This window comes from Bacillus sp. FSL R10-2201, from assembly GCF_038008665.1.
In the GTDB taxonomy this organism is placed as follows: Bacteria; Bacillota; Bacilli; order Bacillales; family Bacillaceae_G; genus Bacillus_A; species Bacillus_A mycoides.
In genome coordinates, this window is record NZ_JBBOZP010000001.1 from 3,098,300 (window position 1) to 3,122,795 (window position 24,496).

The 24,496-nt window shown below is 33.8% G+C and carries 17 protein-coding genes and 4 pseudogenes; 4 read left to right on the forward strand and 17 right to left on the reverse strand.

Features of this window, described 5'->3' with window-relative positions:
• Positions 1–54 precede the first annotated feature (54 nt).
• Both pdxR and NSQ69_RS16015 read left to right on the forward strand, forming a co-directional pair.
• The gene (pdxR, locus tag NSQ69_RS16010) at positions 55–1,455 is read left to right on the forward strand and encodes a MocR-like pyridoxine biosynthesis transcription factor PdxR (RefSeq protein ID WP_002017132.1); all 1,401 of its coding nucleotides are present in this window, start codon (positions 55–57) and stop codon (positions 1,453–1,455) included.
• Positions 1,456–1,745: 290 nt separating this feature from the next.
• Positions 1,746–2,144 (forward strand): annotated as a pseudogene (locus NSQ69_RS16015) (IS4 family transposase); the annotation flags it as partial.
• Here the strand turns inward: NSQ69_RS16015 and NSQ69_RS16020 are convergent.
• The 4 genes and pseudogenes from NSQ69_RS16020 to NSQ69_RS27795 form a co-directional block, all read right to left on the reverse strand.
• A pseudogene (locus NSQ69_RS16020) lies at positions 2,110–2,535 on the reverse strand (alpha/beta fold hydrolase); the annotation flags it as partial. The pseudogenes NSQ69_RS16015 and NSQ69_RS16020 overlap by 35 nt on opposite strands.
• Before the next feature lie 472 nt (positions 2,536–3,007).
• Positions 3,008–4,237, reverse strand: a complete 1,230-nt coding sequence (locus NSQ69_RS16025) for a serine hydrolase domain-containing protein (RefSeq protein ID WP_002128176.1) — start codon at positions 4,235–4,237, stop codon at positions 3,008–3,010.
• A gap of 508 nt (positions 4,238–4,745) precedes the next feature.
• Positions 4,746–6,278, reverse strand: coding sequence for a thiol-activated cytolysin family protein (locus tag NSQ69_RS16030; protein ID WP_341099494.1), 1,533 nt, complete (start codon positions 6,276–6,278; stop codon positions 4,746–4,748).
• 311 nt (positions 6,279–6,589) lie between these two features.
• Positions 6,590–6,685, reverse strand: a pseudogene (locus NSQ69_RS27795) (DUF4158 domain-containing protein); the annotation flags it as partial.
• Between the two features lie 163 nt (positions 6,686–6,848).
• Here NSQ69_RS27795 and NSQ69_RS16035 point away from each other — a divergent pair.
• Positions 6,849–7,430: pseudogene (locus NSQ69_RS16035) on the forward strand (recombinase family protein).
• 332 nt (positions 7,431–7,762) lie between these two features.
• On the opposite strand, the gene NSQ69_RS16040 reads toward NSQ69_RS16035, so the two are convergent.
• Positions 7,763–7,993 (reverse strand): alpha/beta-type small acid-soluble spore protein, encoded by a 231-nt coding sequence (locus NSQ69_RS16040; RefSeq protein WP_002128181.1) that lies wholly within the window; start codon positions 7,991–7,993, stop codon positions 7,763–7,765.
• 128 nt (positions 7,994–8,121) lie between these two features.
• On the reverse strand, positions 8,122–8,244 hold the full coding sequence (locus NSQ69_RS16045) for a hypothetical protein (RefSeq protein WP_000541014.1): 123 nt from the start codon (positions 8,242–8,244) through the stop codon (positions 8,122–8,124).
• A gap of 408 nt (positions 8,245–8,652) precedes the next feature.
• On the opposite strand from NSQ69_RS16045, the gene NSQ69_RS16050 reads away from it, so the two are divergent.
• Positions 8,653–10,068, forward strand: coding sequence for a S8 family peptidase (locus NSQ69_RS16050; protein ID WP_000743643.1), 1,416 nt, complete (start codon positions 8,653–8,655; stop codon positions 10,066–10,068).
• Between the two features lie 10 nt (positions 10,069–10,078).
• Here NSQ69_RS16050 and NSQ69_RS16055 read toward each other — a convergent pair whose 3' ends face one another.
• The 11 genes from NSQ69_RS16055 to NSQ69_RS16105 all read right to left on the reverse strand — a co-directional run bounded on the left by NSQ69_RS16055 (position 10,079) and on the right by NSQ69_RS16105 (position 24,436).
• On the reverse strand, positions 10,079–11,533 hold the full coding sequence (locus NSQ69_RS16055) for a sensor histidine kinase (protein WP_002128187.1): 1,455 nt from the start codon (positions 11,531–11,533) through the stop codon (positions 10,079–10,081).
• Complete coding sequence (locus tag NSQ69_RS16060) at positions 11,533–12,213, reverse strand: response regulator transcription factor (protein WP_001014563.1); 681 nt, start codon at positions 12,211–12,213, stop codon at positions 11,533–11,535. The genes NSQ69_RS16055 and NSQ69_RS16060 overlap by 1 nt, the downstream gene beginning before the upstream one ends.
• Positions 12,214–12,276: 63 nt before the next feature.
• The gene (locus NSQ69_RS16065; RefSeq protein WP_263892961.1) at positions 12,277–14,124 is read right to left on the reverse strand and encodes an FtsX-like permease family protein; all 1,848 of its coding nucleotides are present in this window, start codon (positions 14,122–14,124) and stop codon (positions 12,277–12,279) included.
• Positions 14,099–14,878, reverse strand: a complete 780-nt coding sequence (locus tag NSQ69_RS16070; protein WP_002128192.1) for an ABC transporter ATP-binding protein — start codon at positions 14,876–14,878, stop codon at positions 14,099–14,101. Before NSQ69_RS16070 ends, NSQ69_RS16065 begins: the two co-directional genes overlap by 26 nt.
• A 25-nt stretch (positions 14,879–14,903) precedes the next feature.
• A complete protein-coding gene (locus tag NSQ69_RS16075; RefSeq protein ID WP_002128193.1) occupies positions 14,904–15,662 on the reverse strand; it encodes an ABC transporter permease in 759 nt (252 codons plus the stop codon).
• A gap of 19 nt (positions 15,663–15,681) precedes the next feature.
• Positions 15,682–16,512 (reverse strand): ABC transporter permease, encoded by an 831-nt coding sequence (locus tag NSQ69_RS16080; RefSeq protein ID WP_002128195.1) that lies wholly within the window; start codon positions 16,510–16,512, stop codon positions 15,682–15,684.
• A complete protein-coding gene (locus tag NSQ69_RS16085; protein ID WP_001058380.1) occupies positions 16,509–17,243 on the reverse strand; it encodes an ABC transporter ATP-binding protein in 735 nt (244 codons plus the stop codon). The genes NSQ69_RS16080 and NSQ69_RS16085 overlap by 4 nt, the downstream gene beginning before the upstream one ends.
• A 115-nt stretch (positions 17,244–17,358) precedes the next feature.
• Positions 17,359–17,967 (reverse strand): flavoprotein, encoded by a 609-nt coding sequence (locus NSQ69_RS16090; protein WP_002128197.1) that lies wholly within the window; start codon positions 17,965–17,967, stop codon positions 17,359–17,361.
• A 25-nt stretch (positions 17,968–17,992) separates the two neighbouring features.
• A complete protein-coding gene (locus tag NSQ69_RS16095; RefSeq protein ID WP_002167992.1) occupies positions 17,993–19,348 on the reverse strand; it encodes a lanthionine synthetase C family protein in 1,356 nt (451 codons plus the stop codon).
• 17 nt (positions 19,349–19,365) lie between these two features.
• A complete protein-coding gene (locus NSQ69_RS16100) occupies positions 19,366–21,249 on the reverse strand; it encodes an ABC transporter ATP-binding protein (protein WP_002128199.1) in 1,884 nt (627 codons plus the stop codon).
• Complete coding sequence (locus NSQ69_RS16105; protein WP_341099496.1) at positions 21,221–24,436, reverse strand: lantibiotic dehydratase; 3,216 nt, start codon at positions 24,434–24,436, stop codon at positions 21,221–21,223. Before NSQ69_RS16105 ends, NSQ69_RS16100 begins: the two co-directional genes overlap by 29 nt.
• Positions 24,437–24,496: the final 60 nt, after the last annotated feature.

Genomic DNA, 24,496 nt, shown 5'->3' on the forward strand with positions numbered 1-24,496 from the left:
ATTTGTAAAAGGTACAGTTTATAATAATTTAAAATGACAGTTGGGGTGTATTAAGTGAAAGAACTCATTTTTAATATAGATCAGAGTGGTAATGTTCCAATGTATCAGCAAATATATGTTTATATACGGATGCAAATATTATCAGGAAAAATTACCTATGATACAAAACTACCTTCTATTCGACAATTAGCAGAACTTTTAAATGTAAGTAGAAATACTACACAAGTGGCTTATGAACAACTTCTAGCAGAAGGTTATATACGAAGTGAAAATAAAAAGGGCTATTTTGTACAGGCAAATATGTCTAATCAAGTACTTACATATGAGCCTACTGTAGTAACTCCTAGAGGAAGACAAAAAGATATAAGAAAAACCATTGATTTTAAAATTGGTACGGTGGACAGGGAGAACTTTCCTATTGCAAAGTGGAGAAGCCTAACAAATAAAGTCTTAATGGATCCTATCATGTATTCCTACGGGGAAAAACAAGGGGACATGTTGTTAAGGACAGCTATATCAGATTATCTGTTTCAATCAAGAGGTGTAAGTGCTGTTAATAAGCAAATACTGATTGGTAGCAGTACACAACATTTGTTATTGATTTTGACCCTTCTTTTAAAAAAAGAATTTCATCGGATAGCTGTAGAAGACCCTGGTTACAATGGAGCAAGGGAACTTTTTTCCTTACAGTCATTCTCCGTTGAACCTATAGCTGTTATTGAAAATGGCCTTGACGTTGATCAATTGTGTACAACAGACACAAGATTGGTATACGTTACACCAACTCATCATTTTCCATATGGATTAACGATGCCTGTTAGTGAAAGGTTACAACTCATTAACTGGGCTGAACAGGTTAATGGATATATTATTGAGGATGATTACGATAGTGAATTTCGTTATATTCATCAACCTGTCCCCTCTTTACATAGTATAGATTCTAATGATAGAACTGTGTATTTAAGCACATTTTCTAAAGCATTATTACCCTCAATCCGTGTAAGTTACATGGTATTACCTAAACGATTACTTCCTACGTATGAGAAAATTGGGCCTTTACTAGAACAAACTGCTTCTTCTGTTCATCAAAGAACGCTAGCCTACTTTATATCAGAGGGATATTGGTATGCACATTTAAGGAAAATGAAAACTCTTTATAAACGTAAAATAAAAGTACTATGCGAAGAGATCAATAAGCATTTTAAAAACAATATAAAAATCAAGGGTTACTACTCTGGTATTTATGTAGTTATTGAAGTCAAAACTCAAATGAGCGAGAAAGATTTGATAAATAAAGCATTTAGCAATGGCGTTACTGTTTATCCATGCTCTCAATATTTTGTTAAAAAAGCACCTAAATATCCACATATTCAATTAGGTTTAGGAAACTTAAGTGAACATGAGATTACTGAAGGTATCTGTAAATTAGCAAATATATGGCTTGAAAAAAATTAAAGTTAAATGAAGTAAACGATCCTGTTACTGGAGGTATATTTAGAGATTATGGTCAAGAAGCAAGCACATTGTTTCAAAAACTAGATAATCAAAAAAGATTTTTTGAAAAATATTTTTTTTGAAGAGTCTTCTCAAATTAATGTTGAGTTTATATTAGGGTACCATACATGCCCATCAACTTAAGATTTTGAAGTACCCCGTCGCTATCCAGCTAATAAAAAGAAATATCCTCAAAATGAAAAAAATACGTTATTCTTTCTGTAGAATCATAGGAAAGGATGGCGTTTTTTATGTCTGTTTCTGTATCTGACGAATTACAACTATTCGCTCAAGAGATTCAAAGTTTTTTATCTCCAAATACCTTACGGGATCTTGCTAGAGATGTTGGTTTTGTACAACGAACCAGTAAGTACCAAGCAAAAGATTTAGTAGCTTTATGTGTATGGGTGAGCCAAAATGTAGCTATGACTTCTTTAACTCAGTTATCTAGCTGTTTAGAAGCATCAACAGAAGTACTCATCAGTCCTGAGGGACTGAATCAACGGTTTAATAAGGCGGCCGTCCAACTTTTACAACACCTACTAGCCGAACTACTAAGCAAAAAATTGGCCACATCTATGCCAATTTCTTCTCCATACACTTCTGTTTTCAAGCGTATTCGTATTTTAGATTCACCGGCGTATCTTCTGTACCGTGGATAACCAAAGTAGGTATATTAATTTCTTTTAACTTCCCCTCATAAGAATCATCGCCTTTAAGAAGTGAGTGATTAAATATACTGAGTAGGTTATTTGCTCGTTTTATTTCTTTTTCTACCTGCTTATAAGCCCTCTTCTCATCGAACTTATGCTTTGAACCACAGAGTAACACTGATCCTGTAACCAAGTAATTTGCAACAGATTCTTCATCCGACCAATTTAGTTTGGCCCCATTAGCATGGTAAGTGAGTATCTTCTCATCGATCGGAGGCAAATTCCGTTTGTTGTCTTCAGAGCCAAAAATACTTGATGCAATCAAAGTTATACTTAGAACTCGCTGAGGGTTCCTCAAGGCTACAATTTGAGCAATCATTCCACCCATTAGAAAAAGCAGGACAATAATATTAAATTGGCTTCCATTCGCAGGAGTTTAAGCCTTGTATTTATGACTATTTGGTTAAGCAATCGATATGTTGTGCTGAAACGTCAATATATTTAAAAAAGGATCTCTCTTAATAAAGAGAGATCCTTTTCTTATTTCTTCTTTTCTGTCGGTTGGCTTTGTTTAGCGAAATTAGATGAATCATCGAAATTCGGTTGCTTTTTACCAGCATTATTACTTCTACCTTTTCCCATATGTAATGCACCTCCCCTCATCCTTACTATTCCCAATAAAAAATCCTCTTGCATCCAAGAGGATTTTTTATTGGGCTCTTATTAATAATGCCAAACTGTTCTCCTAGTACTTCCAACACTTCCCGTCCTGCCATAGCTTTTAACCATGGTGTTGATGGTGGCCATCATGCGTATAATTTGTCTTGGAGTTTTCCTTTAAACAATACCTAAGTTCGGTTTCAGTCTTCGATTGCTTGGTAGACCGTGGTCCAGAAGTCTTGGATAAGATGCGATGGGGCCGGAGTTGACATCCCAACCTGGGTGAACAGAATTCCAATAAACTGTTTGTCTGGATCAGCGTAAGCTGTAGTGCCAGTTCCGCCATCCCAGCCGAATTGACCGATAGACGCGTAGTCTCCAAGATAGGTACGCACCCCCATCCCAAAGCCCCAGCCACCTTGTATCCCTTGTCCAAACGACAAATGGACGTTGTTTTTGGCCAAATCGTCTCGGTATACTTGTTGTTCAGGAGTAAGACGGTTGGTGGTCATCAGCTGGACTGCGGGCCTAGACAGAATCCGTTTGGTTCCGTGCATCCCTTTGTTCAACAGCATCTGCAAATACGCGTGATAATCGTCGATGGTTGCGAGCAGCCCACCACCGCCTGCTTGAAATGCTGGAGGTTTGCTGTAACGTCCGCCTGCACCCTCATCCCACACGATGAACTCACCTGTCTGCGGATCGGGGTTGAAGGCAGGTGGAAGCCGGTCAATCTTGAGCTCAGGCACGTAGAAACCAGTGTCCTTCATTCCCAGTGGATCGAATATGCGTTCGCGCAGGAACGACTCGAATGTCTGACCCGTGACCCTGGCAACAAGAATGCCGAGCACTTCAATACTGATATGATACTGCCACCGCTCTCCGGGCTGGTAGCTTAGCGGAAGTGCACCTAGGCGACACATAAACTCATCTGGATCGGGCATATCCTGCCCTGGCGTGTCGAATATCCCACTCTCGAAGAACGCGTTCATGATCGGAGAACCCATCAACGTGAGATCCACTCCGAGACCGAATGTGGAGGTCAACAGGTCTCGTACAGTGATAGGACGCCGTGCTGGGACGGTCTCTTCCAGTGGACCATCGGGCTGTTTCAACACCTGCCGGTCAGCGAGTTCGGGCAGCCATTTGTCTACTGGGTCGTCTAAATGCAGTTTGCACTCGTCGAGCAGAACCATTACTGGTGAAACTGCGATCGGCTTGCTAGTGGACGCCAATCGAAAGATCGTGTCCCGACGCATTGGTGCGCCACCATCATGCCTCATTGTTCCAAGCGCTTCGACGTGCGTCTCCCCGTTTCGGCTGACTAAGGCGACGAGCCCAGGAATCTTTCCAGAATCGACATGCTGCGCCAGTACATTGCGCATTTTGCGCAATCCTGTTTCAGAAAAGCCTTTATTGTTTTGTCCCATTTTGTTCTCCTTTAGTTTAGATTGAGATTTCTAATACATATTGACAATCAATTATTAGTTCTTCAAATAGAAAAATTCCCCTTTTTAATAATTTCGACAAAATGTATTTATGTATATGGAGGCATCATAAATCACTATCAACCTAAGATAAATTTATATCTATAATTCATAGAGAACGTTATTCTTTTTGTAGAAATATACAGAAAGGATGGCGATGTGTTGCTATCCCATTGTGGATTAAGTAGGAAGAGGTACTTTGAGGATAGTGCCTTTTCTTTATAAAAAATCCAAATGCTGATACATAATGAATTAATAAAGATAGGCTAATTTAAATTTATAGGGATTTAATAATAAGGAATGAAATCATTGAAAACATTCATGCAGCCATCAAAAAATATGATTATAAGATTTGCGAATTGATTATGATATATTTGAAAAACGCCGATATACTTTCAACTAAGTAAAAAAGCGCCCTGTAAACAGGGTGCTTCGAACGTATACGTTGCCTTTAATTATGATTAATATTAGCAGTTGGGTATAATGTTGTTCCTCCAATTGAAACCTTTATTTCATTTGTTAACGGAACATTTTGTTCATTAATAATTGTTCTCCACCATTCCCATGCAAGACCTGTACATTCTCTCGCTACGACTTTTACATTTTTTGAATTCGGTGGAAGTGGTATGACTGTAGAGAAATGAGCAGTTTTGTCTCTACCGCTTCCTTCCCAAGTTTTATGTGTTAGTACTTCTTTCCCATTTTGATCATATGAGAATTCATCCCAAGATACATCAAATTGAGCAACATATGCACCGTAATGATCAAGCGTCATTTTAGCACTTGAATATTCTGTAGTTGTAGTCTCAATATAATCTGTATTGTTATGAACAGCAGCAGTTGCATTATCTTTTAAAAAAGTACTTGTATATGAAATTGGGTATGCTGGATTTTTAAGACTTAATTCTGCATTATCTTTAATGATATTTCGTATTTCATTAAAATCTTTTGTAACAACCTTGTTATGCTCTTTTGAATCTCCACCTATTACTACAGCGGTAAAAGTACTTTCTTCAAAAATATCTTTGTACTGTCCACTCGTTTCCACGCTGTTATTCTTAAGTAAGGCTTTAAAGGCAACTTGTACATCTTTGCTCTTAGATGTTGTTTCTAACTTCACATAAATTGTTCTGCCATAAGCTACATTTGACACCATAACAGGCGGAGCCGCATTACTTACCTCTTTACGAGTTAACTCACTAAAAGTAACACTATTATCAAAAAGATCGGATGGATTGTTAGGTAGTTCAGCACTTACGGTATAAAATATTTGCTTATATGCCGCTACCATCACTTTTTTCTCTCCATTTGCAACCGCATTAAAATCAATGTTTAGACTGTTATCAAGATATTTAGCGTTAACGTTAAGGGCACTTGCGATTTGTGATTTACTATAAACCATAGATTCTGTATACTGCATTCTTGCAGGTAACGTATGTGTTTTAGAATACTTTTCATTCCAAGTAGATACTAAATCATCTACTGCTCCAGACACATTACCATATGTTGGATTTGGAACAGTTATTGTATTTTCTTTTCTCATGCCAGGTAAGTCTATACTAATATTCAAAGGTTTTCTCTTAGCCACTAATAAACTAGGTTGATTATCTGCAAAAGCTTTATTTGCAAGTTGTACGGCTCCTGGATAAGTACGATTAGCCACAGAATCAATAATCGAAATATCGACTGGTGAAGTTGTAAGTGATTTTTTCTCACGTTCAACTACTACAAATTTACCATTTGAATTGATACTTTCTTTCGGAACAAAACTCTCTACTCTATCACCATTTACTGCTAAAATATCTCTACTATCATACTTTAAACTTGCTATGCCAGTATCAATGCCACTAGCATTTTTTGTTGCATCATTTGCATTACCTGTTTGTGTTTCCGCGAAGGAAATAGATGAATAATTAATAGTGCATAAACTAACTAATAAACATGTTAGAAATTTTATTCCTTTGTTGTTTTTCTTAATTTTCAAAAAATATACCCTTCTGTTTTTCGTATTAAGGTATGATAATTATTTATAAATAATTGCCGAATAATAAACTTACATAAATACTTTTAAAAGTTCTTGAACTAATGGAATTACTCCACCTAAAAATTTCAAAACTGCCATTGCGATTTCCATATTATTTCCTCCTCTTTTGTTGTTGCTAAGATGTGATTTATCTTTATGTTTTTATTATAGTAAGCGCTTACATTATTATCAATACATTCTTATATGTAATATTGCATATGAGAATGTAGCAGGTTCCCTTTGCATTGTTAATAAGAGTAGCATTAATCATATTTTCCATTCTCAGATAATGGTCTTCCTGGAAAACGTAAGTAAGCAATTTGTATGGCAAATCCTAATCTATTAGCGAATCCAAGTTGTTTTTTTACTTTTTCAAATTAGAAGCACTCCATATTTAAACTGGTCTTTGAATCGTATATATTTTAAATCCATCCCAATAGAGTGTACTCTATTGATACAATTATAGTAGACTTATAAAATCTTAGTTAAGAGCGTCTCATAAGACTTAATCTCAAAAAAGGGGGTGATGTTTTGCGGAAAATCGGTTATATACATGTCAGTTCGACTAGCCAGAACCCTTCAAGGCAATTTCAGCAACTGAACGAAATTGGAATGGATATTATTTTTGAAGAAAAAGTTTCTGGAGCAACAAAGGATCGCGAGCAACTTCAAAAAATGTTTGAGGATTTACAGGAAGGTGACATTATTTATGTTACAAACTTAACTCGGATCACTCGTAACACACAGGATTTGTTTAAATTAATTGAGTTTATACGAGGTAAAAAAGCGAGCTTAAAATCACTAAAGGATACATAGCTAGATTTATCAGAAGATAATCGATACAGCCAGTTCTTAATTACTGTAATGGCTGGTGTTAACCAATTAGAGCGAGATCTTATTCGTATGCGACAACGTGAAGGGATTGAGTTTGCAAAAAAAGAAGGAAAGTTTAAAGGTCGTTTAAAGAAGTATCATGAAAATCACGCAGGAATGAATTATGCAGTAAAGCTATATAAAGAAGGAAATATGACTGTAAATCAACTTTGCGAAATTACGAATGTGTCTAGAGCTTCATATGCATGTGTACCCCTTCCCTCCTCACCCCATATATAATGAAAAGATGTAATAATTAACAGATAAGTAGAAATATATTATACAAACATTAGGTTGTCTATATAAAGAATAACATGCAAATAATTAAAGGGGGAATTTGTTCAAAATAAGTGAAAACATACACTTTAACTACAGGGAAAGACAATTCATGTTTTAAAACCTTTCAAACCATTCATTTTACCTCAAAACGAATTCAAGACATTTAGATACCTATAATGCGTTATAAACTAATATGACCCTTCATTTTTTTGTATAGATTCTATATTTTTGAAATCAATGTAAAAATATAGGAAAAATACCTTTCGTTTAAAGAAAGGATATTTTTTAATTGCTTATATGGTATGTTGATGCAATCTATATTGTCCCATTAATTGTTCCTCACCCATTTGAACAATTTGCTTAGTAATTTCTCCACCAACAGAACCATTAGCACGCGCAGATGTTTCTGGACCAAGTGTAATCCCTAGTTCACGAGCAAATTCACATTTCATCTGCTCGATTGCACTTGCAGCAGCGGAAATATGAATTTCATTATTATTGTTTTCGTGTCTTTGAATATTCATAATTACACCTCCATTTTATTCGTATATAACATGTGCGTAATTATGATATTTATACATAACACGATTCATTTCTGTCTCATATTCTGTCTAGTAAATTGCTTTTCTTTTTTATACTCGATTAGATGAATTTAGAACGCATCCGAATCTTTGATTCCTAAAACATTCATTTCTTCTTTAAATAAACGCCATGGCTCTACTATTATTGCTTTTTCACGACCATCCCTTAAGGTGAAAACTCTTAAATATCCCATCATACACTCTCCTAAATATTTAAATTCACATTTCATTTTTATTGCTATTGCTATACATATTTATAACCTTCAAATACAAAAACAATAAGTTCCCTACTGAATAAAGACCTAAATACAGATACCCCCTATTTACTTTAGGATACTTTTTTAATTTCATTCACTCATTAGAACAAAAAATTGATGGCTTCTCCACCAAAAGAATTATGCTTCTGTTTTTAAAGTAACTCCAAAGAAAGTAATATTGCGCTAAATACCACTTATATGTACGGTATATACAGATTTAAAATTCCGAATGATTTGTTACCTTATTTATAGGATCTAAGTGGAATTATAAAGTGGGCAATAGGGCCTTGTTCTGCGGTTCATCTTCAAATTCTACCTCCAATTTATAAAAGTAAGGGGATAATTATGAAAAAACAAGCAATCACTGTCATTTCAACCGCGTTAACGTGTTTTTTACTTTCTAATGTAGGACATGCTCAGGAAAAACCTAAGCAATATTACACCGTTTTATTAAAAGACCCATCAAAATTTGAGCAAGGCATCACTGAGATAAAAAAGGAGAATGGAGAAATTACTTATACTGTCCCGGAGATAGGACTCATTCAATTCAAAGGAGATACACAAATTTCTAAAAATCAATCTCCCTTATTTGAATCAGTTAATCCTTCTTTGCAAGTCGAAAAACCAGAGGTTCCTCATTCCATAAAAATGCCTAATTTATCAACTCTCTCAACAAAAACATTAGATACAAACCTACCTCCCTTATGGGATATGCAATGGGACATGAAGGAAATTACTCATAATGGAGAAAGTTATAAAAAAGAAACTGGCTCTCATAATGTGGTTGTTGGAATTATTGATTCGGGAGTCGATGTGGATCATCCTGACTTAGTAAAAAATCTTATTCCTGGATCTAAAAACTTCGTTCCAAAGGGAGGATTGAGAGGTACTGAACCTGAAGAGACAGGTGATATTAATAATATAAATGATATCAATGGCCATGGAACTCTCGTTTCAGGATCTATTGCTGCAAATGGGGAATTAAAAGGCGTTGCTCCTGATACGGGAATCAGAGCATATCGTGTATTTGGAAATAAATCAGCTGATGCAGCCTGGGTCATTAATGCCATCATCGAAGCAGCTAAGGATGATGTAGATGTTATCAACCTTAGTCTTGGTTCCTATTATGTAAATGGAAAAGTCTATGAAAATGGAAAACTTGTAGACAATGGATGGGCAGAAGTAGAAGGTTACAAACGTGCTATAGAATATGCCAATCAGCATGGTAGTGTAGTAGTAGCTTCTGCAGGAAATGATTCTGTAAACGTGGCTAATAAACAGGAGCTAAATAACTTTCTTAAACAAAAATATGAAAAAGAGGGGAAAATATTTACTGGTGTAGGAATAGAAGCACCTGGGGAATTACCAGGTGTAGTAACAGTATCATCAACCGGTCCAACCGGACAACGTTCTGTATTCTCTAATTACGGAGAAGGGGTCATTGACATATCTGCTCCAGGAGGAGATTATCGTTTATGGCAACAATATGGCGAAGAGGTATGGTGGAATACTGGTCTTTTCCGACAAGAGGAAGTACTGACAACTTTTAATACTGGAAGATACTTATTTGCCGCTGGTACATCAATGGCAGTTCCGAAAGTATCCGCTACACTAGCTCTAATTATCAATCACTATAATTTTAAAAATCAACCGAAAAGATCAATTTCACACCTTTACAAAAACGGAATAAAGAAAGATATAGCACCTGATAAAGCCTCTTGGGGGAACGGACAGCTGGACGTATATAATGCTATTAAATAATGAAAAGGAACTATGACAATTCATAGTTCCTTTTTTCGTTACTAAAAAGAGAATGTATCGTGAATGAAATGCATGCCCCTTGAATCTCATTATTTTCAGCATGAATTTCTCCACCGTGTTTTTTAACCAATTTTTCCACGATATACAAACCAAGTCCATGATGTAGTTGATTTGACCTTGAAAGGTCACCTTGGTAGAATTTACTAAATAAAAACGGAATATCTTTTGTATTAAATCCAACTCCAGAATCCGAGATAGAAAAAGACATAACGTCTTTTTTCACCTCCACTTGCACATCAATTCTTCCTTTTTTTGGAGTAAAACGAATGCTATTAGAAATAATATTCGTAAGAATTTGATGCAAACGATTCGGATCAAGTGCAAACTTAAGATTTTTTTCTTCTGATTTAATAAGTAAAGTATAGGTTAATTGTATATCTTCATTTTCTGCCAATTCCTTAAACTCTTCAAGCATTTCTGGAATCATTTCAGCTGGAGCTATATTGCAAATCATAAGAGTGAAATCAGGGTTGTCCACTTCAGAGACTCTCCTCATTTCTTCTGTTAAATGCAATACTCTTTCTGTATTATTCTTAATTGTTTGCAAGTAGTGATGAATCCGTTTTTGATTATTTGGCATGGGTTCCATTAATACTTCTACATGAGACAAAATAATAGTTAACGGTGTTCGCAAATCATGTGCAATGGAAGCAACCATATCCCGACGTTCCTGTTCTAATTTCCATTGAACATACAATGAATTTTTTAATTCTTCCTTCATACTATTGAAAGAATCAATTAATATACCTATTTCATTTTCACTTTCATATTTTATTTCAAAGTCTAAATCCTTGTTTTTAATTTTTTGTGAGGCCATTATTACCTCTTTGATAGGTTTATTCAACTGTTTTCCTAAACGCTTAGCTAATAAATAAGAATAAAGCGTTAAAAATATAAAAGGAACAAGAAAAGCAATAATAAATACATATTCTATGTAATAATCAATAGATGCAGCTAATATGTATCGTACAGCAAGCACACCAACTAGTTTACCATTACTTATAATTGGAATGTATTTTGTAATTAGTTTACCATTTTGAGTAGATGTATTTATTTTATGATACACTTCTTTATCATTTTTCAATAATTCATCGCTCAATGTACCATATAATCTATTTCCATTCGTATTCATAACTTGATAAGTAATTCCTTGCATTGGAATCACTTTCTCTAGTTTTTTTTGATAGGATAAATCTACTATTTTATCCCCATTCATTTCTACAAATTTTTCAATGCTGGGCACTTGTTTTTCATAATGGTTGGCAGGTAAAACAGATTTTTCATTATAAATAAAAAGAAAAGAGTATATTAAAATTAACGTACAAACCGTACTGACAATACTTAAAAATATTACAGCTGCAAATGTTAGAATAAATTGGTTTTTCAACGATAATTTTTTTAACATTAACATTTCTCCAACTTATAGCCAACTCCCCATACGGTTTTAATATGGTAAGTTGACATACCTAAACTTAACTTAGCTCTTAAGTTATTAATATGTACTATTATTGTATTGAGATCCCCAACTGCATCCAGCCCCCAAATTTTTTCATAAATTTGTTCCTTAGAAAAGATTTGTCCTAGATTTACCGTTAAAAGCTCTAATATTTTAAACTCTTTACTCGTTACATCTATTTTTACTCCATCAATGAAAACATCATGCTGTGAATAGTTAATGGTCAAGTTTCCTAAGAAACGTTGATTTTGCAAGTTTACACGTTCTCTTTTCTCACGCCTCAAGTGGGCCTCAACACGTGCAATTAGCTCCTTAACTTGGAATGGTTTTGTAATATAGTCATCTCCACCTAAAGTAAAGCCTTTTACTTTATCTATTTCTGAATGTTTAGCACTCAAAAATAGAATCGGGCATTTTATTTGTTCACGAACGACCTTACAAAATTCAAAACCGTCCATTTTAGGCATCATAATATCTAAAATGACTAAATCAACTTGTGTTTTTAAATGATCTAGCGCTTGTTCTCCATTGTAGGCCTTGAGAACTTTATAATCACGATCAGAGAATATATCAGAGAGTACATCTACAATTTCTGACTCATCATCTACAACAAGAATCGTTCCATTCATAAAAAAACACTCCTTTCTAGTTTAGATTAAAAATCTTATTATTTTGTAAAATATATTTTCTTGTTAATTAATATTCTTTTCATGAACAACTTTTTTATAGTAATAGTGGTTTGAAATGAAGAAAAATATTAATTGGAAGACTAAGAAAATAAAAAATATTAATATTATTGAGTAAATTTTAATTCCTCCCAATATATTTTGCAAGGCGTAGATTGCTATAAATAGATTTATCCCCCCCAGAATAATTGGTACAAAGAAAATTATAGCAATTTGAACCCTTAATGTTTTTTTTATTTCATTGAAATTCAAACCGATTTTTCTTAAAGAGTGAAATATTTTTCTATCATTAGATATATCTTCATATAACTTAAACCAAAGAAGACTGGATAAAGCAATTAACAAGATAAAACCGATAAATAATGCTATTATCCATAAAACTGAAGTTAATTGAACTGTATTTTCATAATGTAGAAGACGAACACTGGACTGTTCCTTTATCTCTAAAGGGAGTGTCTCAAATAATTTTTTTAGTGCACTATAACCCTTATTATTTTCCTTGAAATCTAATGTGTAAAATGAAACATGTTGAGTAGGTAATGATCCCTTCTCTAATTCATTAAAAGTATCTGCTGGTACAAAAGCTACATTATCTATCCGAGATACCGAGTTAATCGCCTGTTTTTCGACCATATTTTTTACTATCAATTCTGTATTACCGTTATTTGTTTGGATATGCAACTTATCGATATTCTCATTTTTTTTACTAAATAACAGGTTATCTTTTTTTGTTTCTGTCCAGTCCTTTATAAAGAATGAATCTGTTTGTAGTATAAAGGTTTTACCTTCTCCCTTTGATGAATTCAGTAATATACCTTCCCATTTTTTCTTATGAAATCCCTCAACCTCTCCTTTGAAGCTTTTCTCTAAAGCAGATTCTAGTGTATTCTCTTGTTTTTTATCAACAATAAATATAGCTGGCTGTGGGTGGCTATTTCGCATTCTTTGATCATTCAACTCTGAATATAAATATATGGAGCTGATTAATATCATTATCATTGATAAGAGTATTGAAACAAGGAAGATAATTTTAGCATTATAATAAAGTTTTTTCCTTAGACTTATAAATATTAGCATTCGAATGCCATTTAAATGCTTTTTTTCTTTATTGATTAAATAGGACACAGTTCCTACTAATCCGTGCGAACAAAAAAGGTACGTTCCTAATAATAAAAGAGCAGCTACAGGTAGAAAAGAGAATAATAGTACGGGTAAAGATGCATTAAGGATAAAAACATAAGAAATAACCAAAATTAACAGGGAAATAATGAATTTCTTCTTTGAAAACCTAGGTAAATCCTTTGGTTTTCTTGTCTCTTGAAATAATTCCAAAACAGAAATGCGTCCGATTTTATAATAACTACGCAATGAAACAAAAAAGAACAGAACTCCAAACAAAATAACTGTAAAAAAGGTAGCAATTGGAGAGAAGAAATAGGAAAATGACTCGCTTAAGAAGAGAGATTTCCCGATGAAATCAAAAAAGCTTTTGGATAGTACTATACCAATCATAATCCCAATTAAGATAGAAATTGCTCCAATTATCGAATTTTCTAAAACTATGATAATAAATAATTGTTTTTTTGAAGCTCCGAATGTTTTCCAAATACCAATTTCCTTTTTCCGTTCAGTAAGAAAATGGTCATAAGAATATGAAATGAAAAAGCATGAAAATAGCAAGATGATGAATTCACACGCAATTAACAGTTGCTCTATTCCAGAAACTTTTGGATATGAAAGAAATGCTGCGTACATATAAAAAATTGTAACTGATAGAATACAACTTACAAGATACACTATATACAGTGAAAGATTGCGAGTTATATTTTTAAGTGCGAGTGAAAATATTGACATCATTCTCCCCCACTTCCTTAGAGATATAGAGTAGTATACGTTGATTGAAACTGAATTGCTTTTCTTCATGGGAACGTTGCATCTCATGAACAATCTTGCCATCTTTCAAAAATATGACCCTGTTGCAAAAACTAGCAGCTACAGAGTCGTGAGTTACCATTAAGATTGTTGATTTATGTGTTTCATTCAATGTTTTTAGTATATTCAATACATCATAAGCAGATTTTGAATCTAGATTTCCCGTCGGTTCATCAGCAAATAACAGATAAGGATCGTTAATTAACGAACGAATAATAGCAGCTCTTTGCTGTTGTCCCCCAGAGATTTCATAGGGATACTTTGGCAAAAGCGGTTCAATATTTAGTTCATTCACTAATGTTTCGAGTTTATCCCTAACACCCTTTTTGCTCCCCATTCTTAAAGCTGCGGGTAGAAGAATATTTTCTTCAATTGTTAAGTGATCTAACAAATTGTAATTTTGAAAAATAAAACCAATATTTTCGCGACGATAATTGCTTAATTGATCACTATTCATATTAGTTAAATTCTGTCCCTTAATTGTAATTTCTCCATTTGAAGGAAAATCAAGAGAGGAAAGCACATTTAAAAGTGTAGACTTTCCACTCCCTGAAGGTCCCATAATCCCTACAAAATCTCCTTCATGAACAGTTAAGTTGACATTATTTAAAACTGGATATTCTTGGAAATTAGTTTTATAAACTTTCTCAATTCCTTTAGCTTCTAACATAATCATGGTAAACCTCCCTTCTATCCTTTTATTAACATGTAAATTCTTTTTTATTCCAAATGCTTATACAAACGCTAACACTAATAATCATGATACCTAGAATCAGGACGTATAAACTGTTACTTCCTGTGCTGAGAGCATGGAAGATACTTTGAACGGATAATAAAAAGAACGATAACTGACTTATGTACAAGCAGCCGATGTAAATTCCAATCAGAAGGAAAAAGCTAATAACTGCATTTGAAATTATGATACTTATTAAACTAGCAATAGCTAAACCACACATTTGAATAATAAAAAACAATCCATATACTTGTACCGTATAGAATATTGCTTCTATAGAGGTCTTTTGTTGACCGTAGAAAGTAAAAGCATCATCTGCTTTAAAAAACACCAACCCAAGTACTATGCCAATAAAAAGAACAACAAATAAGTAGAGTAATACCATTACAGAAAGAGAAAACCATTTTGACATAAGAAAGGTTAATCGTTGAAAAGGCCTAATTAAAAATAGACGATATGCTCCTGAGTTGTATTCTACATTTAAGCTATTCAAGAAACATACAGGCATGAAAATCAAAGTAATTAAGAAAGAAGATTCCTTTAATAAAAACCATGAAAAATTCCAAGAATTTAGTGGCACTTGTTGCCCATCATTATAAATCCCAACCCCATAGTACTTCAAAAACCAAGCTTGAAGAAAAACAATAACAGTAAAAATCCCCAACATCCATTTACTTTTTTTCTGATTCCATAGTCGTTCCCATTCACTTATAACTAATGCTTTCAATTGAACTCCCTCCTAGTTTTCAAATAAAATAATCTCTTTTCACAAATGACAAGTATGCGAACATTCCAAATAAGAAAATATAAATCGCTTCCACTATAACAATGTAAATGTTTATACTATTACTTGATGAAAGTAGAAATGCTATACCTGTATGCTGAATTTTAACGATTGACATGTACATAAGATGTAGTACAGTATTAGCGCTAATTATCGTTTGGCTAGAGAATTCTAAAATCTGTGGAATTGCAATAGCAAAGAAAATAAAGGCCACCCCTGATCCAAGAGTGATCATCGTACTTCTACTTAACGCCCCTATTAATGTAAATACAGAAACAATACAAATCATAGTAATGAAACATGCAAAGAAATACTTTAAGTTATATAGTATCGCCCCTGCAATAGAAACCTTGGTTTCATCTATAAATGTTATTAATGTATCTACTTTTGGAAAGAATAAATAGCCTGCTATGGAATTAAAAATCCAAAACAAAGTTAAATATAGGAACATGGTAGTTAATATAGTAGCAAGCTTAGCTACAAAAAGTTGTGAGGTAGAAAATGGACGAATCAAAATCATTCTTAATTGTCCATTTTCTACTTCATGCGCTATAACAGTAGAAATCAGTATTATAGCGATAATATTAAACGAAACCACAAGATGCTCAGAAATACTTATTATAGGAAAATTTAAAGCAGTAACGTAATCTGGTCTTCCAGGAGAAGTATGTTGATTCCAGTTTAGATAATATTTAACTGACGCAACTACCATTAAAGGTAAGAAAAACAAGATTATCCAAGTTATTTTTTGCGTCCAAAGCCTTTCAAATTCAGAAATAAAAAGCCCCCTCATGATGTCATCATCTCCACAAACACATCTTCCAACCTTTTTGTTGGATCTGTAATTAACTCTTCTTTCCTTCCTTGGGTGATAAGCTTTCCATTTCTAATTATGACAAGGCGGTCACACATTTGCTGAATTTCATCTAGTAAATGGCTTGAAATAAAAAAGGTTAAATTTTTCTTTTCACGAAGTTCAAGAATTAATTCCCTTAGCTCTCTCATGCCCATAGGATCCAGACCATTGGCTGGCTCATCTAATAAAATAACATCTGGATCACCTAGAAGAGCTTGTGCAATCCCGAGTCGCTGTCTCATTCCTAATGAATAATTTTTAATTTTCACATCTGCATCGTCAGTTAACCTTACAATAGATAGTATTGCTTCTACTTGTTCCAATTGTTCTTTTCGAGAAAGAGCAGGGTATAATCTCGCTAAATTTTGTAGCATTTTTCTACCCGTCATATACGGGAAGAATATTGGTGATTCGATAATTGCGCCCATATTCATCAAAGCCTGTTGTCTATTTTGATTTACATCTTGACCACTTATTTTTATGACTCCTTTTGTCGGGCGAATTAATCCTGTAAACATACGCATAACAGTTGTTTTTCCTGCCCCATTCGGCCCCAGAAAACCACAAATATCTCCTTTATATATTTTAGTTGAAAAATCATTTACTATTGTCTTGCCACCTACAGTTTTTGTTAAGTGATTTGCTTCTAAAACTATTTCATTATTCATATAAAATCCCTCCTTATGGACTAATATAGAAGACAAATATTAAAAAAAAATAAAGAAAAGAAAAAAAATAAAGAAAAGAATAAAGAAAAGAAAAAAACTCACAAAAATGTGAGTTTTAGTGCATTTCAACCGTTTCATGTACAGTTACTGACTTTCTTTTCTCAAATTCCTTAAAGAGTATATGCAATACTTCTTGATTATTAGGTAAAACATAGTTCGGTTTCAAAGACATAGTCGCAATTTCAAAAGCTGTTGTTTTCAAAGGCGGAATCACTATATGATCATATTCTTTTAAAAGTTTAACATTATTCTGAACTACTTTTTTCTCCCACATTAATTTGTTCATATTAGGAAAAAAGAGAACTGGTTTATCATGAGCAAGAATGACTGTACTTAATAAATCATCAGCTAAACCATGAGCTACTTTTGAAATAGTATTTCCTGTAGCTGGTAATACCATTAGTAAGTCTGCCCATCTAGCCAATTCCACATGACCTGGTTTACCACTTAGGGTAAGTTCCTCATCGATAAATACCTCATTACAATATAATTTCACGGTTTCTGCAGGGATAAGTTTTATTGCACTTTTTGTCATGATAACCTTTACTTCACTAAAATTCGCTTTCAATATAGCTAAATATTGAAAAATTCCAGCTACTGCAATAGAGCCGCTTACTCCTACTAATATTTTCTTAGAATTAAGCAATTGATTCATTTGGTTCATACTGTAACATCCTCTCAATTCTTGATTAGGAAATTAGAAATACTCCGTCCCACCATGGTTCCTCTACTGCGCTTAGACTTAATAATGTTAAAAGTACACCACTTACACCTTCCAATAGTCCTACCTTGTTTAGCTCGTTTGAAGTCTGCTCATTGGATTGTAAGTCTTTAAAGCCAAATGGTGCTTGAGGATCATATGCATCCATTACATAATCTATTAATTTTGTAATGGATTGCATCGATATTTCCCCATCTTCATCTTTTGCCATCCTAATAGACATTTGTAATAATCCCGCTCTTCCATGACAAAATGTTGGAGAAGATAAATCCCATTCTTCCTCACTTTGCAAAAGTGTATCTTGATAAGAACTTAATGCAATTTTCATGGCCTTCTGATCCTTCAAGGATCTCCCAGCCAGATAGAGAGCTCTTGCTACTCCTGGATTTCCATAGCACCAGCCTTTTCGCTTCGGATACACGTGGTATGATTGGTCATTGACCACTTCTTTAAAACTAAGCCTCGCAGGCCACGAACCTTCATCTTGCCATTTTATTAGCCAATCTATCATTTTACGAATCGCTTGCTTTTGTCCAGGAACTTCAATTCCTTGTTCGATAGCCAACGCCATCAAGGAAAGTGGGCCAGGCATTCCATGAGCATGGCCGCAATTGAAATTCCCATCCGGAAATAGTATCTTATCTGTTTCCAAAAACTGATTGGTGTACGGTACGTACCAACCAGGTAGAACTTCTCCATTCACCTCAATGTCATTAGACATATTAATAAAACAATTGAGAATTTGTTTGAGTGCTTCCAAATTTGATTCAAGTTGAATATTTTGCAGTAAATAACGCCCTACTCCAGTAGCACCTTGGATTGTATCGTACATAAATGGATGAACACCACATTCTTCTTTCCCGTAGTTCAATACAAGATGTAACTGCGAAAGTACAAATTCATTTAACTTTTGTAAAAATATATGATATCTTTCATAGTTACGCGAAGCATACGATGTCGCATACGCAATACCAGAAACACCGCCAAACATAGAAATACTATTCACACCTTGTTTTTCTATTGCCTTTTGTATTTCTACCAAGTGACTATGTGCAATAAGATCCCATCCCTCTTTTGGAAACTGTCGATCTAATTCTGCAAATAACATTATAGTACCTGGATAACCATGGGATAAAGTAATGGGGTCCCATGGATGAAGTGTTCCTCCATTTGGTATATTATCAGGCTCCATAACAATTTTTTCTACATACATCGGATCCTTTAATTGCTCTGCTATATCACGAACTAACTTTAATGCTTTATTTCTTTTTTCAATACTAATTCCCTGTAACCAAAATGACTTTTTTTCTGTAGTTAATTGCATATTTTTCTCCTCTCTAATTAAACATTCACTTGAATTTTGGAATAATCTATAAAATTTTTAGCTTGTAACTCAAATAGTCTTGCGTATATTCCTTTTATCTTTAATAGTTCATTATGAGTACCTAGTTCCACGACTCTACCTTTATCGAGGACCATAATTTTTGTAGCATGCCTTACAGTTGAATACCGATGGGATATAAAGAGCCCCATACAATTCTTTGTAATTTCTTTAAAATCTCTAAAAACCTCTTCTTCTGCTTCTGGATCTAATGCGGCAGTAGGTTCATCTAGAATATATAGGCTCGCATCCCTCATGTATGCTCTTGAAATGGCGATTCTTTGCCATTGCCCTCCAGATAACTGAATTCCGTTCGCAAAAGTTTTCCCAAGTTGTGTATCCATTTGGTTAGGCAAACTATTAATCATCTTTAATGCTCCAGATTTTTTAGCAGCAGCTTGTATAGCCATTACTTGATCGGCTTTTTTATAGTCACCATAGCCAATATTATCTTTAACATCTAGTTCATATCTAACAAAGTCTTGGAAAATAGCACTAATCTTATCCTGCCATTCGTTTGTACTGTATTGATGAATGGGTTTTCCATCTAATAGAATAATCCCTTCAAAGTCCGTATAAAGTTTTGTAATTAACTTTACAATCGTAGATTTACCCGAACCATTAGATCCGACAAGAGCCAATGTTTCACCTGGTTTTATGTGAAAATTCACTTTTTTTAATGTATACTCTTTTTGACCAGGATACTTAAAAGAGACATTTATAAATCGAATACCTTTTTCCTCAAAAGAGATGCTATCTAAATAAGTATTGTCTCCATTATTTGAAACATCCCTTTCTTCAGGAACGTCCAAAAATGAGAATAGTTGAGTCATATAAAGATTGTTTTGGTGCATATTAAAAATCATATACATTAATTCATTAGATGTTTTTTGTGTAGTATTTACAGCTTGAAAATAAGCGATAAGACTTCCAATAGCAATAATCCCTGTTACAGCATCCATAACCACCATAAACTGCACAAACATTACAAAAGCCACGCTGATTAATTGAAAAAACAGGTCAATCCTCATTTTTTTTAAAAGCAGACGTCTATCTTGCAGATAAAATCGATTGAACATATTTGAATAATTTTTTAGAAGTAAATTGCCCAATCCAAATAATTTCACTTCTTTTACTGTGATGTCTGTCGTTAGCAAATAGTAGTAGTAAAATTGTTTTCTTGTTTCTTCGGCACGCTTATGACTAATTAAAAAAATTTCTTTTCCAATTTTCATGATTGACCAGGAAGAGATTAGTGGTAATAGAATTAAAATTAGGGTAAACTGCCAGTTCCAAATCATTAAGATACCAGAAATAGAAATCACAGTTATTCCACTTTTTATAATCCCCATAAGTTCTTCAAAAATAGCAAATGGTTTATATGTGGAATCTTGGCGCGCCCTTTGAAGTTTGTTGTAAATTTCTGGGTTCTCGAAACTGGAATAAGGTAATCTTTTTGCTTTTTCTATTAATTTTACATTGATTTTATTAGAAAGAAGATTTCGGTAAAGCTGTTTATATGTTTCCAAAACTGATCCTGTAACACCCGTTAAAATTGTAACTAGTGCAAAGGCTATAAAAAACGGTAAAACATGAGTAAAATAATCATCCTTGTACCCATTCTGGTAGATGTTTTGTACTGTATTAACAAGGTATTGGATTGTCAAAATCAATGCTGCAGGTAATAATCCATTTACAAAATTTAAGGTAAGCACACAGAAGAAATATCCTCTGTGCGTTTCCCATAAAAGTTTAAATAAACCAGGCCAATAATGAAAAGACTTTAAAATATTTGAAAATGATAGTTTCTCATCTTCAGGTGTGTGATTGAGTATCTGTTTCATTCTGATTCCTCCAATATCGCTGGCTTGATAAGATATGCCGCGTAAAGGCAAGTGCTTTTTTTTCTAGTTCCCGATTAGCTCCCAATAGTCGATTACAATGCATATGAATAATTGCTCCCATAATTGTTTGTTGTTTATTCCAGAGCTTGTCTTCATTTTTATATTTTTGAATACTGGAAAAATATTCTTTTAATGATTCTCTCCGAACTAATAGACTTTTATAAATCTCTAGTCCAATTGATGAATTGTAATTACGTAAATTATTCCAATCACCTTCAGGATTTCCAATGTTATTTAATAATTTTCTCATTGGTCTAAATTCATCCATGAATTCATATTTATCTGTATTTCTTTCAATAGTTTCCAATTGTTGTTCATAAGTTAAACCAAAATTCTCCATAATCTCAATTATGTTTAAGGATGCCAGTGCATGTACTGGCAGTTCAGCTTGTTGTCCGATCACATTAAGAAGCATTGTTACTGACCTACTATCGTAATGGAAGAAATTCTCGGCCAATTCTATCAGATACGGACCACCATATCGCTCTATTTCTCGTTCATACGTATCAATCGTCATTTTATGAATAAATCCAGAGTTCATTAAATTATTTGCCCAATCCCTTAAATGAGTAAGAACAGATGCATTCAACTTCTTGGGATCTCCATAAAATCGCAAACGAATATGAGCATCTGGATCACGATATCGCATGAAGAACCATGATTGAGCTAAACCATTTTGTACAATATTATTAGCAAATGATGTCATATATTTTGAAATAAATTCATTCTCTCTTGCTTGTGGAACATAGAGCTTAACATATAGCCATTCACTTCCGGGCAAACGATAAATCATTTTCTCACTAACCATCTCTTTTTTTCCGTCTTCAACAGCTCCTAAACTCTTCCTTTTAGCGACATCGTTCATTTTTTTCAACGGAAATACAACTTCCATTGCATGACTACCCAGCGGGCTGCTAAGGCAATTTTTATTGATGTCATGTAATGATTCTCTCAACTGTAATCTACCCTGCTTAAAAAGTTCATTCTTTAATTCTCGAAGATGAAGAATATTTTCAAGATCAATTAAAATCCTATTGTCACTATACGTCATAAATACATAGCGTGGAACAGCCCATTTCACTCTCCATTTTTCAAATAGGATTAAAAATTCATCATCACTTTTAGGTTTATTTTTCATACCAATAGTTTCTCTATTTAACTTCCAAATTGCAGGAGACAGAATGATATTTTTGTAACGAATCCTTGGATAATAAGGTGAAGATGTCATATTACCCCAATTGAATGTTCTCCAGTGGTCTAAATCATTTAGGGAAACTTCTCTCATAAAGCGATAAATATTAGGGCCACTTTGGTAATTTAGTACATTACCAGCTACCACTTTAATTCTTTTCCCAAATTTTTTAGATTTCAGATAAAAGTTTTCTAATGATGCTCCAACGACAATATCATCAATTGGAATTTGCAAAGTATCTTCATCTCCATTTGTTCCAAGAGTTACAGTTACTTCTCTTGTAGTTTTTCCAATTGCCACATTCGCTGAACGGCCAGTTGCCGGAAGAAAACTTCCCTCTACCATAACGATATCATTATTAAATTGATGGTCAATCTCCGCTTCTTGTTGCTGAATTTCACGTCTAACATTTGGATGTAAGATATCTAAAAATCGACCAAATGTGCTTCCTGCTGCATGAGATCCTGGATTTGGGCTTAGGCATAAATTATACTTTCCATTGTCTAATTCCTCTTGCGAAGTAGCATACAATTCTCCATATACTTCAAATGAATCTGGAGCGTATCGAGTATCTTTTTCTATTCCAATTCTGCTAATTATTTCATCAGTAATTTCAATTTCTTTTTGCTGATTATGAATAGCTTCAATAAGCATATATGATAATTGGACATTACGTTCTTCATCTAAAGGCGGCGTAAAATTTTCTCCATCCCTATTTCCTTTTGGATTTTTATATGTCGCGGGTGCTCCAAGCCCTAATTCCTCACTTAAAAGTTCTACCAATGGAACTTCCCTAGTTGTTCCGTATTTTTCTAAAAATTCAATATGATATTTTTGGAGATGAGGAAATCCAACTCCGCTATCGGCTATGCTCCATAACACTTGAGCTGCTTTACTAACATCATTTGCTACGTTTTTTCCTATAGCTAAATCATGCATATTTAAAGCGAAATCTACTTGAAGAGGCGTTGAAACTTCATAAATCCCCTTCATTAATAGGATAAGATCGTTGTATATAGAAAGCCCCTTTCCAAGCTGTAATTGGTCATAAACAAGTATTAAATCTTTTACCTTCAGTAAATCTTCCCATATTCGATCTTCACCAACTCTTACTTTTAACTTGTCAATCACATAATCAAATGGGGAGTCATATGTAAGTGGCGGTCTTAGCTCAGTTATAAGGTATTCTTGCTCTACCAACTGGAGAATAAAGTTTTCCATTACCTTTATATCTGTGCCTGGATAGTCATTATTCAACTTTTGGAGAAGCTCTTTCACTGTAATATGTGTTTCAGCTAAATCTAAAACTTTCTTAACAACTTCACTATATGTAATTGAAATATTTTCTTTTTTCTCCATATCTTTCTTACGAAGTTGTCCACATTCAGTTGAAAAAGGTAAATATAGGCGGTTTCCGACACGATAAGTAGCATGATTTTTACTAACCATTAAAAATTGGAGAATACAAGGATTTTTTTCAAGTGATGAAACCACTCCCAATAACCATTCCATATCAGGCCGAGTTCTTTTCTTAAATTGTTCAAAATGGCTCATTTCAAGTAAAGATTTTTCTTTAAACTCTCCGGATGCTACCCCGGAAAAAGCTCCAAAAGGTGTTGGGCGTGTTGTCATTCTTAACATATATCGTAATACAGAAGATATTACTTGTTGTGTTTTCCTATTACTTAAATCACCATGTATATATTTAAGAGATTCAAGCAATGAAGGACTTGCAATGGCAATGGCTTCCTTAATGTAATCCATTTCTGCATATTCCCTTAATTTTTCAATCAATAATTCTTGATCCTTAATTTGATATAGTGCGTTAAATGGTAAAAACGGGGATCTAATCATAAAAAATGGTAGAGGTTCAAATATATTATTACATGCGGTTTTATTTGATGTATGAATAGTCTTCCTTTTTTCTGTAATCATTTGGAATCTTCCCTTCTGTTCTAATCAAATATTATAATAGGAGAAAAAGAGGGACACATC